The sequence below is a fragment of the Neorhizobium sp. LMR1-1-1.1 genome, assembly GCF_040675795.1.
GTDB classification, from domain to species: Bacteria; Pseudomonadota; Alphaproteobacteria; order Rhizobiales; family Rhizobiaceae; genus Neorhizobium; species Neorhizobium cellulosilyticum.
The window spans coordinates 1-16,521 of sequence record NZ_JBEGHE010000017.1 but is presented as its reverse complement, the minus strand read 5'-3'; the positions used below and the strand labels follow the sequence as shown (position 1 = coordinate 16,521).

The following is a 16,521-nucleotide window of genomic DNA, read 5'->3' as shown; positions in this document are numbered from 1 at the left end:
GCCTGCTGAAGGGCGCCGCCGCCAATCAAGGGGGAATGGCCGGGATGAAAACCGGCCGGATACTGGGGCGAGTTCATGTTGAAACGTAATCGCAATCTCTCGGTCGCCGACGCCATCCGGACCTGCCGGTCGGCATTCTGGGGCATCTTCGTCATCAGCGCCGTGCTCAATATCCTGATGTTGACCGGGCCGATCTTCATGCTTCAGGTCTATGACCGGGTGCTTTCGAGCAGCAGCGTACCGACACTGGTCGTCTTGTCGGTGATCACGCTGTCGCTCTATCTGTTCAGCGGCATGCTCGACATCCTGCGCTCCAAGGCGCTTCTGCGGATCAGCATGCGGGTCTATACACGGCTCTGCAATCCGTCGCTGCGTGCCAACATCCGTCTTCCCGTGCTGCTTGGTTCGAAGGGCTCGGGCGTTCATCCCGGCCGTGACCTCGATACGATCCGCCGCTTCCTCGGCTCGCAAGGCCCGGCCTCAATCTTCGACCTTCCCTTCATGCCGCTCTATTTTGCGCTGGTCTTCATCATGCACAGCGCGCTTGGTTATCTGGCCCTTGCCGGCGGCGCGCTGATCTTCGTGCTGGTCATCTGCAACGAGTTCGCCTCGCGCAGCCCGACCAAAGAAGTGGGCATGCGTACCGCCGCGCAATCGAAGATCATGGACAGCGCGAGGCGCAATTCCGAAGTGGTCAACGCGATGGGCATGCTGGGGCGGCTGTCGGACCGGTTTTCGGAACTGGTCGAGCCCTATTATTTCTCGCAGCAGATGGCGACCGACCGCAGCAATTTCTACTCATCGGTCATCAAGCTCCTGCGTATGATCCTGCAATCGGCCATGCTGGCGCTCGGCGCCTATCTGGCGATCAAGCAGGAAATCTCCGGCGGGGTGATGATCGCCTCGTCGATCATCATGGCCCGCGCCATCGCGCCGATCGAACAGGCCGTCGGTCAATGGCCATCCTTCATCGCCTGCCGGCAGGCCGCCGGTCGCCTCAACCAGGTCCTGCTCCAATGCGATGTCGACAAGGGGCTGGAAGGTCTGCCGCTGCCGAGGCAGGAACTGACCGTTCAGGATGCCGCAACGAGTGCGCCGGGAGAACCTCTCGTGCTCCTTCAGGGTGTCGAGTTCTCGCTGCAGGCGGGTGACGGGCTCGGGATCATCGGCGGCTCCGGCTCCGGCAAGACGAGCTTTGCCCGCGCCTTGGTCGGCGTTTGGCCGGTGCTCAAGGGTGCCATCCGCCTCGACGGTTCGACGATCGACCAGTGGAGCGATCAGGATCGCGGCCGCTTCATCGGCTACCTGCCGCAGGATGTCGAGCTGTTCGAGGGAACGGTTGCGGAAAACATCGCCCGCTTCGACAAGGATGCCGATGTCGTGGCAATCGTCGCCGCCGCCAAGATGGCCGGTATCCACAATCTCATCGCCGGTCTGCCCGAGGGTTACAACACGATGATCGGCGAGGCCGGCGCGCGCCTTTCCGCTGGCCAGCGGCAACGTGTCGGCCTCGCCCGCGCGCTTTTCGGCAACCCGTTCCTCGTCGTTCTGGACGAACCCAATTCCAATCTCGATGTCGAGGGCGAACAGGCGCTTTCCCGCGCAATGATGGATATTCGCGAACGCGGTGGCATCGTCGTCGTGGTCGCGCATCGCGCAAGCGCACTGGCTGCCGTTAACAAGGTCCTGATCATCCAGAATGGCCAACAGGTCGCGTTCGGCGACAAGGACCAGATACTCTCCAATGTCTCGATGCTCAGCGGCTCGCAGCAGCCCGGAAAGGTGGTCGCCAATGCGCTATGACACACTCGACAGGACCATCACCAGCGCCATCCGCAAGCAGCTGTTCCTGGCGATCGGTGTGGGGGGGCTTTTCCTCGGAGGCGTGTGCACCGCTGCAGCCTATGCCGAAATCAGCGGCGCCGTGATGGCTGCCGGCAAGATCATCGTTCTCGGTCGCGCCAAGCAGGTCGAACATGCCGATGGCGGTATCATCTCGGAAATCGTCGTCAACGAGGGAGATCGCGTCGAGGCCGGCGCGTTGCTTTTCCGCCTCGATGGGACGACTGCTCGCGCCAATCTCGGCATCATCGAAGGCCAGCTTGCGCAGCTCATGGTGCAGGAAGCGCGTCTTCTTGCAGAACAGGCGGGGCGCACAGGTATTGATCTTCCAGCCGAACTCTCCTTCGTGCCGACCGACCGGCGTACCTTGCTGGCCGAGGCGCAGATCATGCTCAAGCTTGCCCGCCAGATGACGAGGAGCAGCCAGAAGGCTCAGCTGGAGAAACAAGTAGGACAATTCGCGGAACAGATCTCGGCGCTCGAGGCGCAGCGCAAAGCGGTGGACGCCAATATGGCGCTGGTCGATGATCAATTGCGTCGCTACGACAGCCTGAATGCTCGCGGCCTGATCACTCAATCGCAGCTGATCGCGATGCAACGCGAGAAGGCTTCACTCACCGGCAGCCAGTCCGCATTGACGGCTGAAATCATCGAGACGCAACAGGCCAAGACCCAGGCGGAACTGAAGCTCATCCAGGTGGACGAAGCTTTCTATGAGAGCGTGCTGACCGAACTCGACCAGAAACGTCCTGAGATCGCCAAGCTGAATGAGGAACGCGTGGCCGCCCTCGACAGACTGCGCAAACTCGAAATCCGCGCGCCGATTGCCGGATCTCTGCATCAGCTCAATGTCCATACGATCGGCAGCGTTGCAGCACCGGGCGAGACGCTGGTCAACATCATCCCCGAAGACGACGAACTTATCGTCGAGGCGATGATTGCGCCGGCCGATGTCGATCAGGTTTTCAGCGGTCAGGATGCTCGCGTTCGCCTGAGTGGGCTTAACCAGCGGGTGACGCCGGAGCTCGGCGCGCTGGTTATCGACATCTCGCCGGATCTGACCACCGACGAAAAGACCGGTGCGAGCTATTACCTGACAAGGCTGCGCATCCCCGAAGCCGAGATCGCCAAGGTGGGAGACACGATGCTGAAGCCAGGTATGCCCGCGGAAGTCTTCATGCAGACCGAAAACCGCACGATCTTGTCCTACATGATCAAGCCGCTTTCCGATCAGCTGCGTCACGCAATGCGCGAAAGCTGATCGCGACTGGAACCGTTCCTATCGAGAATGCCTCACGGAGTATTGAGGGAGTAACATGGACAACAGACTTTCGGACGTACACTCAATTGCCGGCGAATTGCTGCGCCGCGGAGACATCGGGCAGGACAATACGGCGCAGGAAAGCTCGCGTATCGTGCGTGTCGAGCGCCAGACCGTTGCCCGCAGCCCGGCGGTGATACCCGCAGCCGCACCGCCGGGATTTGATGAGGAAATACGCAAGCTGAGCACCACAATCGAGGCGATACGTCGCTCGGTCGAATTTACCGAAGCGCATGTCGCGCTCGGTGCAGGTCCGGCGAAAGCGTTGGAAGGCGATATCGAACCTGTAGTCTCCGGTCATCGCAACTGGGCCAAGCCGTTTTTGATCACCGGTAATCTTATCCTTTTGGTAATGCTGCTGGTGGAAATCCATGACAATCGCGTTGGGACTACTGTTTTCTCGCTGTACGACGCTTTTGTTGCCATGCTGATTGGCTGAGCTTGCGCTGCGGTTTGGAGGTCTGCGAGTCTGCTATTCCTCGCAACGCCGTCGCCCGCCATCGACCTTGCCTTCAAGCTGCGGACATCGCGTTCCTCATAGACTGTATGGAGTTCGAATTGCGCTCGTTTAAAGAATGGTTTTCGGAAGAGCCTGAGCGAAAAACGAGCTGTCGCGATAACTGAGATAAGCGACGGGATCCCCGCCATTAGAAAGCCGTGTATCGGCCGACTGGCTTCATCTGGTACGGAAACAGCAATCACGCGTTCGGCTCCCAGCGTGAGATAGGGATGTTGAGGCATTTCTGGGTTGAGGCGACACATGTCGCGCAGCCGTTATTATGGCCCATGCCCTTCGACATGGGCCATCGCAATGATTAAAGGCGACGCAGGGCCTTGGTCAGGCCATCGACGATTTCCTGGCCGGCCTCATCGGCCGTCAGCTGGCCATAAGCAAACTGCTCGATGACGTCCTTGAACAGTTCCTGAACCGTCGGATGCTCGATCAGCGGAGACATGGTCGGGCCAGAGGCCGCCGCAACGATTTTCGCGCCTTCGAGACGTTCCGGTGTCAGCTTGCCTGCGGCTTCAAGCGTCGACTTGGCAATAGCCGAAGCAGGAAGGCCGCGGCTGTCGCCAAGGATCATGATGGCTTCCTTGTCGTTCAGCAGGCAGTTGACCACCTGGGCTGCGGCTTTCGGATCCTTCGAATGCCTGGAGATCGAGAAGACCATTGACGGCTTCTTGTAGACGCCATCCGATTTCGCTCCCGGGATTTGCAGCGGAGCGGCCGGTATCAGCTTTCCGACCGTCAGCGGATCATCGTATTTCGAATAGGTCGAATCCCAGAAATAGGTGCCGCCGATCCTGCCCGTGACCCAGGCCGGATCGTCGAAGATTTCGATATTGCCGACACCGGCCGCATCCTTGGCGGAGCGTACGATACCGTTATCCACCATCCACTGGTAATGCTTGAGTGCACCGGCGATGTCTTCTGCAGTCCAGGCCAGCTCATTGGTGCCGGGCTTGACGAATTCCTGACCGGAAATCTGTGCCGCAAAGGCTTCGACCATCAGCATCAGGATGACGCGGGTGGTATCGAACGGATAGAGGCCCTGCGGGTTCAGCTTCTTGGCCGCTGCGGCGAGATCATCCCAGCTTTTCGGCGTCTCAAGGCCGGCCTTCTTGTAGATCTCGTCATTGAAGTAGAAGGTGGCGCCGGTAACGGAAACCGGTACCCCGTTGAGCTTGCCGTTGATCATGGCAGGCGCCAGCTGGCTGTCATTCCACTGGGTCAGGTCAAGCTCGCCGGCAAACTGCTTGAGATCGGCAAAACCATCGCCGTTCTTGGAAAACTGGAAGAGCCAAGGCCAGTCGACCTGGATGATATCGGCCTCGGTGCTGCCGGCCATCTGCGTCGTCAGCTTTTCGAGATAACCTTCGAAGCCGGCGAACTCGGCCTTGACCTTATGCCCCGTCTTCGTCGAGCAGTATTCCAAAGCCTTCTGCGTGGCGACATGGCGACCATCGCCACCCCACCAGGACATGCGCAGATCCGCCGCCGAAGCGAAGCTTGTGGCAACCACGGACGCTGCCAGTGTAACAGATAGAACCTTCAGTATCGATTTCTTACTCATGATGCGTTTTTCCTCCTGAAACCCTGCATCGGTGACATAGTCGTCGGCTGCGCCCTCAGGCTAAGCTGACGTTCAAACCGCTTGCGCGGTCGAAGATGAAAACCCGTTCCTCTTCCGGGCGAATACGGATGGCGCCGTCAACGACAGCCTTGCGGAAGTTCTCGACAGGCAGAACGATGGTAAAACGCTGACCGCCGATGGTAATGTGCACATCGACTTCATGCCCAAGGAAGTCCGCCTTGATGACCTTCGCTATCAAGGCATCCTCACCCGGTTCTGCCAGGCGGAAATGCTGCGGCCGCACGCCGAAGGTTACATCGCCGTCCACACCCGATTGTAGACGCGCTGCGAGTTCTTTGCCGAACTGGATCGATTGGTCTCCGAAGGTCACGACCGGCCCGCTTTCGCCGCGGCTCAAGCTGGCACTGACAAGGTTCATTTCCGGCATGCCGATGAAACCTGCAACAAACGCATTTGCCGGCCGGGCATAGAGCGTTTCGGGATCATCCACTTGCATGATGTGGCCGTCCTTCATGACGCAGATCCTGTCGCCCATCGTCATCGCCTCGACCTGGTCATGGGTAACGTAGACCACGGTGGACGATTGCCCCTGCTCCTTCAGCCGGCGATGCAGATCGGTGATGCGTACGCGCATGGACGCACGCAGCTTGGCATCAAGGTTGGAAAGCGGTTCGTCGAACAGAAACACTTCCGGCTTCTTGATCAGCGCACGTCCGAGCGCTACGCGCTGGGCCTGGCCGCCGGAGAGCTGCTTGGGCAGGCGGTCTAGCAAGGGCTCGATTTCCAGCACCTCGGCGACTTCAGCAACGCGCCTTGCAATCTCCTCCTTGCTTTCCCCGGCCAGCTTGAGCCCGAAGGAGAGGTTCTTGCGCACCTTCATATGCGGATAGAGCGCGTAGTTCTGGAAGACCATGGCGATGCCACGGTCACCCGGGGGCAGGTTGTTGACGACCTTTTCGCCGATTGTGATGTGGCCGCCGGAAACGGTTTCCAGGCCTGCAATCATACGCAGCGTTGTCGACTTGGCGCAGCCGGAAGGACCGACCAGCACCATGAATTCCCCGTCCTTGACTTCGAGATTGATGCCGTGAAGCGCCTTGATGGTGCCGCTATAGACCTTTTCCAGGTTACGGATAGTCAATTGTGCCATTGGATTAACCCTTTACGCCACCGGCAGAGATGCCTTCGACGAAGTATTTCTGAGACATGAAGAACACCAGCAACGACGGCAGAAGCGCCAGCACTGACATGGCAAGGATGCGGTTCCACTCGAACGATTCAGCCGTATCGATCGACAGTTTGAGCGCCAATGAAACAGGAAATTTTTCAACCGAAGAGATGTAGATCAACGGGCCGAGAAAATCGTCCATGGTCCACATGAACTGGAACAGTCCGACTGAGATCATCGCAGGCACCAGCATCGGCACGACCACGTAGATCAGTGCTTGAAAACTGGTGGCGCCATCCACGCGCGCCGCTTCTTCCATGTCACGCGGAATGGAACGCAAGAACTGCAACAACAGGAAGACGAAGAACGCATCGCCGGCGAAAGCGGACGGCACCCAGAGCGGCAGGTAGCTGTCGAGCCAGCCGAGTTCGTTGAAAAGCATGTATTGCGGGATGCGGGTAACAACGTTGGGCAGAAGTAGCGTGCCGATCACGGCGGCAAACAGAATCTTCTTGCCGGGAAAGTCGAAACGGGCAAACCCGTAGGCAACCACCGTGCAGGAAATCACCGTGCAGATCGTTTTCGGCGCGATGATCAGGAACGTGTTCCAGAAGAAGCGACCGAATGTGTAGGGCGTCGACGTCTGCCAGCCTTCGATATAACCGTCCATTACCGGGTTCGCTGGCATGAAGCCGGCGCTGCCAAAAATTTCCTTATTGGTCATGAAGCTTGCGCCGACCAGCCAGATCAATGGATAAAGCATGATGAGGCCAACAACCGTCAGGATCGTATAGCGGATGGTCAGCGTTATCTTTTCGCGGCGCCTCTGCACGGCAAGATACTGTTCGGCCTCTTCGATGGCCTTGTCGTCGGAGTGAATGATACTGTCACTCATGGTCAGCTCCTCTTGTCGCCAGCGTAATAGACCCAGTATTTCGACGACCAGAAGGCGATGAGCGTCAGCACCATGATGACTGTGAACAGCACCCAGGCGATGGCGGAGGCATACCCCATGTCGAATTTCTTGAAGGCCATTTCATAGATGTACAGCGGCAGCAGGTAGGTGGATTTCAAGGGGCCGCCGCTGGTGATGACATAAGGTCCGTTGAACTCCTGGAAGGCCTGAACCATCTGCATGATCATGTTGAAGAAAATGACCGGCGTCAGAAGCGGCAGGGTGACGGCGAAGAAGGCCCGCCACGGCTTTGCGCCATCGATGGCCGCCGCCTCGTAAAGCGACTTGTCGATCGATTGCAGCGCCGCCAGGAAAATCACCATGGCCGACCCGAACTGCCACAGGCGCAGGATGGTGATGGTGAACAGCGCCGTACCGGGATTGCCGAACCAGTTGATGGCTTTGAAACCAAGGCCGGTCAAAGCCATGTTGACCATACCGACATCGGCAAACATGTAGCGCCACAAAACCGCGACAGCGATCGAGCCGCCAAGAATGGAGGGCACGTAATAGGCGGTGCGGAAAATACCGATGCCCTTGAGCTTGGAGTTGAGGATACTGGCGATAAAAAGCGCGAAGGCCAGTTTTAGCGGCACGGTTAGCGCCACGAAGAGCATCGTCACGTTGAAGGACCGCGTGAATGTGCGGTCACTGGTCAGAATGTCGATGTAGTTTTGCAGTCCGACAAAATCCATGCCCTGCATCAACCGGTAATCGGTAAACGACAGGTAGAGCGAGCCAAGAAACGGTATGGCCGTGAAAACCAGCAGGCCGATCAGGTACGGCAGGACGTACCAGAAGCCGAGAAGTCGACTATCGCCACTCATGCAGAGAACCTCCTCAACTTCTCCGGCAGGCGCGCGGCTGTCGCGGCAACCATGGCCCGGAACAGTTTTGCGGCACGGTCCTGACCTAGCGGTGCAACCAGCGGGTCGGAAAGGAACAGGCCTTCGAGAGTTGCGCCGTCACCAGCGAGGACCGCTTGCAATACGGCATTCTGACGCTCCGCATGTGGTTTTACCAAAGCCTCGACGGCTGCTGGCAAATGTCCGGCATGTATCGGGCGCACCCCATGACCGGAAAACAGCACATTGGTCTCGACGACAGTGCCCGGTGCAAAGCCTTGCATCTGACCGATGTTGGGCATGTTGGCGTTGACGACTAGCGTCTCGCCACGGGTCAACGCGCGGATCTGCCCGACAAGGGCCTCTTCCGAGACTGTCCGTAGTGGTGGCACTTCGTTGCCAGTCTCAGCTAGGCGTGCGTCTTCCCGGCGTTTGGCCTGATCGCGGCGGCGCCAATCCACCGGTGTCAGGCCAAAGCCCCATTCGGATGCGCGGTTGAGATACCAGCTTGCGGGCAGGAATTCGGCAAGATGCCTGTCACCCGCCGCAGCCGCTATGCCGAAGCGCGAGGCCAGATCGAACTTGACTCTGTTGACGTCCTCGAAATAGCGCTGGAATTCGTCGTTCGGATCCAGGGGCTTGGCGCGCCAGCCCTTTTCGCGATTTTCCGCCGCGAAGTTCAGATAGTCCGGTAGCCAGTCCCGGCCACCGACGAAGGCGCGGTCGACCCAGGTGAAGTGGTTGATGCCGAGAACATTAACCTGCACATCGCGAAAACCGTAACGGATCGCACCTTCTGCCCGATTGGCGAGCCAGGCGATAATGTGGCGCAGCTTGGTGACTTCGTGGCATTCGCCCCATGCCCTGATATCGAGGAAAGCGGCGTAAAGCGCGCCCGTTAGGACCGACATAGGGTTAGTCAGATTGCACACATAGGCCTTGGGCGCATATTTTCGGATCGCTTCGGCGATTTCGGCCATGGCCGGGATCGCACGCATGGCGCGCACCAATCCGCCAGGCCCGACGGTGTCGCCAACCGCCTGAATGATGCCCTCGGCTTCCGGCAGTTCGAGATCCTTTGCCATGTCGTCGAACGATCCCGGCAGGATCGATACGACGACAAAATCGACACCGGTCAAAGCCGACGCGATTGTCTCGCTTGCGGTATAACGAATAGAAAGCCCGTGGGCTTCAGAGAGACGATTGCCGATCGCTGCGTTACGCTGCGCGGCTTCCAGGTTGAGGTCGAACAGACGGATTTCGCCGGCCACTGTACGGTCGTGAACCAGATCGGCCATCAGGACCTGAGCCCAATTCAGTGAGCCGCCGCCGATATAGGCTAACGTGATTTCGGAAACTGATTGCGAATGCATGCTTTCCTCCTCCTAAAAAGGACAGCGTTCATCGGCCCGGCGACAGGCGCCGGGCGTATCACAAGGTCATGAAATGCCCGGAACCCCCGGGTTGGTCGTTAGATATAGGAACGCAAATATTCCGACAGGCATAGGATCGCCATCGCCTGCCCATACGGCATTGCCGTCAGTTTGATCTGGCGGTAGTAATCGAGATCTGATCCCATGGCCGTGCCGAAGGACGTGTTCTGCAATTCACCGGCCGCATCGATATGGCCGATCACACCGTTCACCGCACGTTCCGCCACGGGAAGATATTCCGGACCGAGGTAACGCTTGCGCACGGCCTTCATAAGCCCGTAACCGAAGCCGGCGGCAGCCGAGGATTCCACATAGCTTTGCGGATCATTGATCAGCGTGTGCCAGAGACCGGACGGCGACTGATGTTCTGCCAGCGCTTCAGCCTGACGTTTCAGCGTCGAGATCAGGTGACGCCGGAACGCGTCGCCTTCCGGCAGGTCGAGTAGATCGAGAAATTCCGGGATGGCGATGGTGATCCACGAATTGCCGCGTGCCCAGAGCGCTTCGGCAAAATTGTGCTTGTCCTCGAAGGTCCAGCCGTGGAACCACAGTCCGGTCTTGCGGTCGGCCAGATACTGGGTGTGAATGAGAAACTGGTATTTCGCCTCTTCCACATATTCAGGCTTGTCAAGGAGCAGGCCAATCTTGGCCAGTGGCATGACGCTCATCATCAGCGTGTCGTCCCACATCTGCTGATGATTGACGTTGTTATAAACGATGTGCTGGATGCCGCCTTCGCTCGTGCGCGGCATTTCATGCATCACCCACTCCGCCCAAGTTTCCAGGTAGGGCTTCCAGGCCGGGTTCGGGTTGAGTTCATAGAGGCATGCAAGCGTCAGGAACGGGCAGACGGTATTGACGTTCTTCGTCGGGGTACCTTCGGCCAGACGCGCATCGAACCATGAGGTGATGATGTCGAGCGCCTTCTGGTCGCCGGTCTGCTGCCAGTAATTGAACAGACCATAAAGTCCGATACCGTGGGTCCATTCCCAACCGGCCCAGCCCTTCGTGTCGATCACCCGGCCATCTTCAAGACGCAGCAGAAATTCGCCCGTCTCGTCTTCTATGGCGACGAGATTATCCGCGAGTCGCTGGATCAAGCCCAAGACTTCCTGTCTCGGCGCCACGAAATTTTTCTGCCGCAGAAGCGCATGCATAGTCAAAGATACTTCCCTCCAGTGCCGCCGGACCTCCGCGCCCGGCCACGAAATCGGAACGCGATTTCATTCTGAATTTGAAGGAAGCATACAAAAAAATGAAATGCAATGGGCGCTCAGGATTTATCGATAGAAACCTCTCAAACCGCAAGAACTAAGGTTTTAAAGGGATTTTTCGGCGGTGCGGCAGAGGTTGACAATGTGCTGCAATATTTTCAAAATGTAATTCTATTTTTTTGGAGTGATCGATGTCTGACGCCTCGCGCAATAAATCTGACAATGTGGCTGCGGTTTTGAAGGTCTTCTCGGTCCTTGAAACGCTGGCTGAGGAAGGGCGCTCCAGCCTGGGCGATATCGCTCAAAGAGCCATGACGTCGAAGGCCACCACACACCGATTGCTGCAGACAATTGTTGATCTCGGCTATGCCGAACAGGAGGAGGAGACCGAAAAATATCGGCTGACATTGAAATTGTTTGGGCTGGGCGCGCGCACACTGCGTGGCCAGACACATCTGCTTCAGGCAGCAGACCGTGCTATGGGCGTGCTCTCTCGTGAGACTGGCGAGTCCATAAATCTTGGGGTGATGGACGAGCGAGAACAGCGCGTCGCTTATATCCACAAATACGACAGTGCCTATAGCCTGTCGATGAACTCTCCGCTCGGCAAACGTAATCCGTTGCACAGCACCTCTCTTGGAAAGGCGTTGCTTGCCTATCGCGATGAAACGGAAATCGCCGAGCGGTTGTCTAAGATGACATTCGAGAAACTGGCGCCGAAAACGATTACTGATGTTCAGACACTGCGTGAACAGCTGATCCGTATCCGCGAAGACGGTTATTCGGAGGAACTGGAGGAGAGTGAGGTAGGAGTACGATGCATGGCTGTACCCATTCGCGATCATCTGGGAAAGTCAATCGCAGCAATCAGTATCTCATTTCCGCTATTCCGCTTCGATCCGGCCCGCAAATCCACATATGTTCGGATATTATTGGAGGCCGGACAGATGGCTTCGAAGAGCCTCGGCTTTAGCGGCTGAATGGCTAAGTCGCCTTGGGCAAACATCCTCGAAACCACCCACTGGAGAAGCTACTCCAAGTGCGTCATGTGTATTTCGCAGGGTAGGGGAGCCGGCGTCTTCCTGCAAATTGGCCATGAACGCTTCAGTCGGCGTCCTGTAGCCTAGGCATTTTCTGCGTTGAGAATGCGTGCGATCTGGTTCCACATTGCTTGGGACATCAACCTTGAGGTCTGACGGCAAGAAGCGGCGGATGCGCTCGCTTGCGTTTTCTATCGCACATTTCAGCCATGGCGCGCATGGATCGCAGAACTGGATACGTACGTCGATACCATCTTCCAATGCCCGAAATGCAGCGAACTGCATGGCGCGATCTAAAGTAAAGTTCTGACGTGCAAAGCGCTGAACTGAGGAGGCTCGTTGTCATGGGAGGTTTTGCCATGGATCTCGCGAGATATAGTTCAACGACAACGTCACTGCTGTCGGGCCATCTCGTTGACCGAGACTTTCTGTTCAGGCAAACCCGTGAAGATGATGCCGATCGGCGAGGAGCGGTTGCTGGTAGTATCGGGACAAGCGAAAATTTTCAAAGAGAAGCCATTGAAATTACGGATTAAATGTACTCGGCTGCAAGGCATGCCCTCAGACTTCGGATTACGGACCTGGTGAGGGCATCTGCAACTGGCGGGACCTTGTGCCCGCCAAGGTTGTTATCCGCTCGTCTCGGGATAACCCCCGTCCGCATATCAGGATGCTTGCGAGGCGGTGGGACCCGAAAACGCAGCAACCGCCGTGGCCTGCATCCTCGAAAGAGCCAACATGATTAGCTCAGCCGGCGGTTACTTACGCAGTCTGACGCAGCGGTCGACCCGTGGCGAATTCTCACTCGGACCAATGATCATGGCCCTTATGAAAGCGCATGTAAGAGAGCCTTTGGCGGAGCGAGCGGGATAAACGCGCGCAAGCTTTTGCCGATTTATTTAAGAGAAATAACAGTGGTCAGCTGACCACTGTGCTATCTAACTGAATGATCTAGTATTTGTGCCTTCGACAACGCCTCGATCGCCTCTGACCGCCGCTTTCGCAGCCCGGGATTGCTTGGCAGCTTGCCGCGCGCTTTTGCCGCCTTGATACCAGCCTTAGTCCGTTCGGCGATCAGTGCCCGTTCGAGCTGGGCGACGGCGCCAAGGACCTGAAGGGAAAACATCCCCTGCGGGGAGGACGTGTCGATCGGATCGCCGATAGATCGAAAACGAACGCCGCGTTCTTCAAGATCCTCGATCACCTGCAACAGATTGCTAATGGAGCGGGCAAGGGGATCCAGCCGGACGACGACAAGCACGTCGCCGGCAGTCAGATCTCCGAGCAGTCTGTCAACACCGGCCGGGCCCGTGAAGCGCCAGTACTGTGCTCCTGAAACATCCGCTCGCAGCCGGCCGCGCGCAGGTCGTCCATCTGCGCATCATGGACCTGATCGTCGGTCGACACGCGGGCATAGCCGATACGACGTTTGGGGGCCGACGCTGGATTGACGGCCTGTCGTTTTGCCATGACTTTCTCGCGTGAGTATCTGGTGCTTTGTACAGATAAGGAATGTGTGAGCAAGCGTGTATTATGTGAAGAATCCAGCCCCGTGAGACGTCAAACGCGGTGGCGTACGAGTGAAGGGCCGAAGATGATGTGCAGGGCGCTGTGGCGGCCGTTCTAGGCGGGAATTCGTGAATATAGCGAAATGGAAGAAGATAGCAGCGGTTCTGGATCGGCTGAACGACAGAATTGGATCAGACTATGGCTCACCTTAGTGCAGCCACATCATCCTCCTTCGTGCTTTGGTTTGTTCTTGGAGTTCTGAGGCTTCAATCGAGACTGGCAGTGCAGTCGGCCCAATAAGGTAAATATGGTAGCGATAGACCGGCATTATCCCAATTGAGCGCGAGATTTTTTCCGATTTCTGGGCCCGTCGCGCCATCGAGCAAAGTTAATGTCGACGAGGCCAATGTCAGAGACCCCTGACACCCGCAACATCGGCTTTCTATGCCGCGACACCGGCCACATGACAGCCGAGCGACTGGACAGGATCTTCGATCTCCATCGCTATCAGTGCCTGATCTTTCAAGAATGAGTACATCGAATGCCATCTTTGACCTTGGTTGGGTAGGGTCATAAGCAGGCATCCCCGCGTTTGTTCCGGATTACCCGGAATGCCTTCGGTGGGCTCTACTGCCGCAGATTGTTATCTGTATTCAACCGACCCGCCTGGTCCGTTCAACGGCATTGTAAAGGTAAACATGGTCTCGTCCTCTCCTGAGGATACGTCCAGAGTACCGCCATGCACTGTTGCGATCTGTTTTGCAATGAATAGTCCCAGACCGAGTCCGTCCTTGTAGCCCTCAGACTGTCCGCGAACAAAGGGATCGAAGAGAGTTGGGATCACTGCATCCGGGATAGGCTTGCCGCCGTTAGCGACGGACAGGCGCAGTTGGCCGTGTCTCGTTTTACAATCAAGGCGAATGGGTTGGGTCTTGTCCCCATGGGTCAAGGCATTGCCGAGAAGGTTCGATACCAACTGTCCGATTTTCAGGGGATCGCAGGTTAGCGGCTGGAGAGGCTCGTAGGACGCGAGAATTTCATGATCAGGATGAACCGCTCGCAGTTCCTGAACAACCTGGTCGATCAAGAGCTGCAGCGACTGTTCCGTTTGCAGGCTCAGGCCGATACCAGTTCCTAGCCGGGCGCGAGCAAAGTCGAGGATGTTCTCGATCAGGCTCGACATCCGCAGCGCGCTGCCTTGCATCAGTCCAAGGACCTGTTTGCCCCGGTCGCTAAGCGCTTCCTTAGCCAGCATACGCGTGGCCGCAGTGATCGACGCAACGGGATTTCGGAGATCGTGGCTGAGAATGGCTACAAACTGCTCCCGAAGAACCCCATCCGCCTGTTCCTGCCGAAATCCCTCTTCGGCACTGTCTCGCTGGCTGACCAGCTCTCGTTCATACAACCGGCGCTCGGCAGCCAGCACAAACGCAATACGCGTCGTGTCAGGTAGACCGGCCGTATCAAGTGTCTGCGAAGCAGACATGATCACGGGAATGGCTTTTCCATCGCGTCTCTTGAGATCAATGGTGACCTCACTTACGCCCTGCTGCAGCCTCAGCAGCAGTGCAAGATTGGTCTCGTAAAGAATGCGTGCGGCAATGCTGAGAATATCGCGCAGCCGCTTCCCATCAATCCCACCGGATGGATATCCGAGAAGTGACGATATCCAGTTGTTGGCTTGGATAATTACCCCATCGGGCGCGACCAGAAGGTAGCCGCATGGCGCATCGTCGAATAGTTGCTTGTAATCGAGGTTAGCCTGCCGCTCCGTCATGCCGATGTTTGGACGAAATCCATGATCGCCCTCGTGACTTCGTTGGGTGCGCTGAGATTAGGACAATGTCCGGTGGCGTCGAGAAGGACGAGCTTGCTGCCCGCGACGTGGTCTCGAACATACTCGCCGACGTTTTCCCCGGCGATAATGTCGTCGCGACATTGAAGGATCAGAGTTTTCGCGGTCACCTTAGGCAGATCGGCACGGTTGTCGGATGTGAACGTGGCACGCGCAAACTGAAGCGCGATCTGCGGGGCAGTCCGGCAGAAGCTCTGTGTGAGCTCCTGGCCAAGCTCTGGCCGCTCGGCGTTACCCATGATCGCCGGAGCCATGGTCGCCGACCACGCGAGAGGATTATCCGCAAACGAGGCCAACAGCTCGTCTATGTCCGATCGCTCGAATCCACCAACGTACTCACCGTCGTTGATGTATCGAGGGGAGGGGCCAACCATGATCAGTGTATCAAAGATTTCAGGGGCCTTGAGCGACGCGACTACACCAATCATCGCGCTCACCGAGTGTCCGACAAAGATTCCATTTCGGATCCCGAGCTCATGACAGAGATCGACGATGTCTGCGGCATAGCCATCGAGAGATGCGTATTTTACAGGATCGTACGCTGACAGATCGGACTGGCCAGCACCGACATGATCCATGGTGACGACTTTGAAAGTCTGCTCAAAATGAGGTGCCACGAACCGCCACATGGTCTGGTCGCAGCCAAACCCGTGGGCGAAGACCATGGTGCGATCGCCTGAGCCGGCGGCTTTCACGTTGTTTTTGCTGAGAACTGACATTGGCTTTCCATCAAGAGGATCTTGCCACCTCTCGAGGTTCGGATGGAAAGTCTCCTCAGACTATTGCGTTTCCGGTTGCTCGTCCATGTAAACAGTGTTGGTTGCTCACCAGAAGCCGTCCTTTCGCGAGTTGGCCAGCTGAATTGGGAACGATGTGGCTCCCCGAGTGTTCACTCATCAAGCGGATCGTTAAACGGTCTGGTAATGGACTTCCCCGGCAGATGACCGGATAGCGACTTGGAAGACCGTGCGTCCCCGCTTGATACAGGAGATCCCATTATGGGTTCCACAGCTGATAAAGTTTCCGGCAAGGCGAATGAAATGACCGGCAAGGCAAAGCAGGCCGTTGGCGGCGCCACCGACAACAACAAGCTCCAGGCAAAGGGTGCCGCCCAGCAAGCAAAGGGTGATGCACAGCAGGCCAAGGGTGAAGCCAAGGACGCGGTGGAAAAGGTCGTCGACAAGACCTGATCGTTCCTGCCACAGAATGAGTGATGGCCCGCAAACGCGGGCCATTTTTTATG

At 57.4% G+C, this 16,521-nt stretch carries 14 protein-coding genes and 3 pseudogenes; 7 read left to right on the top strand and 10 right to left on the bottom strand.

Features of this window, described 5'->3' with window-relative positions; translation table 11 throughout:
- Positions 1-75: 75 nt before the first annotated feature.
- From MRBLMR1_RS09530 to MRBLMR1_RS09520, 3 genes are read left to right on the top strand one after another with little or no spacing between them, the layout of a single operon-like run.
- On the top strand, positions 76-1,803 hold the full coding sequence (locus tag MRBLMR1_RS09530; protein ID WP_500064224.1) for a type I secretion system permease/ATPase: 1,728 nt from the start codon (positions 76-78) through the stop codon (positions 1,801-1,803).
- Positions 1,793-3,103: an HlyD family type I secretion periplasmic adaptor subunit gene (locus tag MRBLMR1_RS09525; protein WP_500064222.1), complete on the top strand. Its 1,311-nt coding sequence runs from the start codon at positions 1,793-1,795 to the stop codon at positions 3,101-3,103. Before MRBLMR1_RS09530 ends, MRBLMR1_RS09525 begins: the two co-directional genes overlap by 11 nt.
- 55 nt (positions 3,104-3,158) lie before the next feature.
- Positions 3,159-3,602 carry a hypothetical protein gene (locus MRBLMR1_RS09520; RefSeq protein ID WP_183685322.1) on the top strand — a complete coding sequence of 148 codons (444 nt, stop codon included), beginning with the start codon at positions 3,159-3,161 and terminating at the stop codon, positions 3,600-3,602.
- Between the two features lie 376 nt (positions 3,603-3,978).
- Here MRBLMR1_RS09520 and MRBLMR1_RS09515 read toward each other — a convergent pair whose 3' ends face one another.
- From MRBLMR1_RS09515 to bglB, 6 genes are all read right to left on the bottom strand, one after another.
- Entirely contained in the window at positions 3,979-5,238 is a 1,260-nt protein-coding gene (locus tag MRBLMR1_RS09515; RefSeq protein ID WP_206827733.1) for an ABC transporter substrate-binding protein, read from the bottom strand.
- A gap of 55 nt (positions 5,239-5,293) precedes the next feature.
- Positions 5,294-6,409 carry an ABC transporter ATP-binding protein gene (locus tag MRBLMR1_RS09510; protein WP_404945395.1) on the bottom strand — a complete coding sequence of 372 codons (1,116 nt, stop codon included), beginning with the start codon at positions 6,407-6,409 and terminating at the stop codon, positions 5,294-5,296.
- A gap of 4 nt (positions 6,410-6,413) precedes the next feature.
- Positions 6,414-7,322 (bottom strand): carbohydrate ABC transporter permease, encoded by a 909-nt coding sequence (locus MRBLMR1_RS09505; protein ID WP_500064217.1) that lies wholly within the window; start codon positions 7,320-7,322, stop codon positions 6,414-6,416.
- Between the two features lie 2 nt (positions 7,323-7,324).
- Positions 7,325-8,209, bottom strand: coding sequence for a carbohydrate ABC transporter permease (locus MRBLMR1_RS09500; protein ID WP_148144739.1), 885 nt, complete (start codon positions 8,207-8,209; stop codon positions 7,325-7,327).
- Positions 8,206-9,600 carry a family 4 glycosyl hydrolase gene (locus tag MRBLMR1_RS09495; protein ID WP_500064213.1) on the bottom strand — a complete coding sequence of 465 codons (1,395 nt, stop codon included), beginning with the start codon at positions 9,598-9,600 and terminating at the stop codon, positions 8,206-8,208. Before MRBLMR1_RS09495 ends, MRBLMR1_RS09500 begins: the two co-directional genes overlap by 4 nt.
- Before the next feature lie 98 nt (positions 9,601-9,698).
- The gene (gene bglB, locus MRBLMR1_RS09490) at positions 9,699-10,760 is read right to left on the bottom strand and encodes a beta-galactosidase BglB (protein ID WP_500064210.1); all 1,062 of its coding nucleotides are present in this window, start codon (positions 10,758-10,760) and stop codon (positions 9,699-9,701) included.
- 305 nt (positions 10,761-11,065) lie between these two features.
- Between bglB and kdgR the strand changes: the two genes are divergently transcribed.
- Positions 11,066-11,854, top strand: a complete 789-nt coding sequence (gene kdgR / locus MRBLMR1_RS09485) for a DNA-binding transcriptional regulator KdgR (protein WP_500064205.1) — start codon at positions 11,066-11,068, stop codon at positions 11,852-11,854.
- Between the two features lie 209 nt (positions 11,855-12,063).
- On the opposite strand, the pseudogene MRBLMR1_RS09480 reads toward kdgR, so the two are convergent.
- A pseudogene (locus MRBLMR1_RS09480) lies at positions 12,064-12,247 on the bottom strand (IS30 family transposase); the annotation flags it as partial.
- A gap of 217 nt (positions 12,248-12,464) precedes the next feature.
- Between MRBLMR1_RS09480 and repC the strand changes: the two are divergent.
- Positions 12,465-12,787 (top strand): annotated as a pseudogene (gene repC / locus MRBLMR1_RS09475) (replication initiation protein RepC); the annotation flags it as partial.
- An 85-nt stretch (positions 12,788-12,872) separates the two neighbouring features.
- Here the strand turns inward: repC and MRBLMR1_RS09470 are convergent.
- A pseudogene (locus MRBLMR1_RS09470) lies at positions 12,873-13,384 on the bottom strand (recombinase family protein); the annotation flags it as partial.
- A gap of 445 nt (positions 13,385-13,829) precedes the next feature.
- Between MRBLMR1_RS09470 and MRBLMR1_RS09465 the strand changes: the two are divergent.
- Positions 13,830-13,955 (top strand): hypothetical protein, encoded by a 126-nt coding sequence (locus MRBLMR1_RS09465; RefSeq protein WP_500064202.1) that lies wholly within the window; start codon positions 13,830-13,832, stop codon positions 13,953-13,955.
- A gap of 111 nt (positions 13,956-14,066) precedes the next feature.
- On the opposite strand, the gene MRBLMR1_RS09460 is transcribed toward MRBLMR1_RS09465, so the two are convergent.
- Positions 14,067-15,200 (bottom strand): PAS domain-containing sensor histidine kinase, encoded by a 1,134-nt coding sequence (locus MRBLMR1_RS09460; protein ID WP_500064200.1) that lies wholly within the window; start codon positions 15,198-15,200, stop codon positions 14,067-14,069.
- Positions 15,197-15,997: an alpha/beta fold hydrolase gene (locus tag MRBLMR1_RS09455; RefSeq protein WP_500064198.1), complete on the bottom strand. Its 801-nt coding sequence runs from the start codon at positions 15,995-15,997 to the stop codon at positions 15,197-15,199. Before MRBLMR1_RS09455 ends, MRBLMR1_RS09460 begins: the two co-directional genes overlap by 4 nt.
- A 279-nt stretch (positions 15,998-16,276) precedes the next feature.
- Between MRBLMR1_RS09455 and MRBLMR1_RS09450 the strand changes: the two genes are divergently transcribed.
- Positions 16,277-16,468 (top strand): CsbD family protein, encoded by a 192-nt coding sequence (locus MRBLMR1_RS09450; protein WP_500064196.1) that lies wholly within the window; start codon positions 16,277-16,279, stop codon positions 16,466-16,468.
- Positions 16,469-16,521 lie beyond the last annotated feature (53 nt).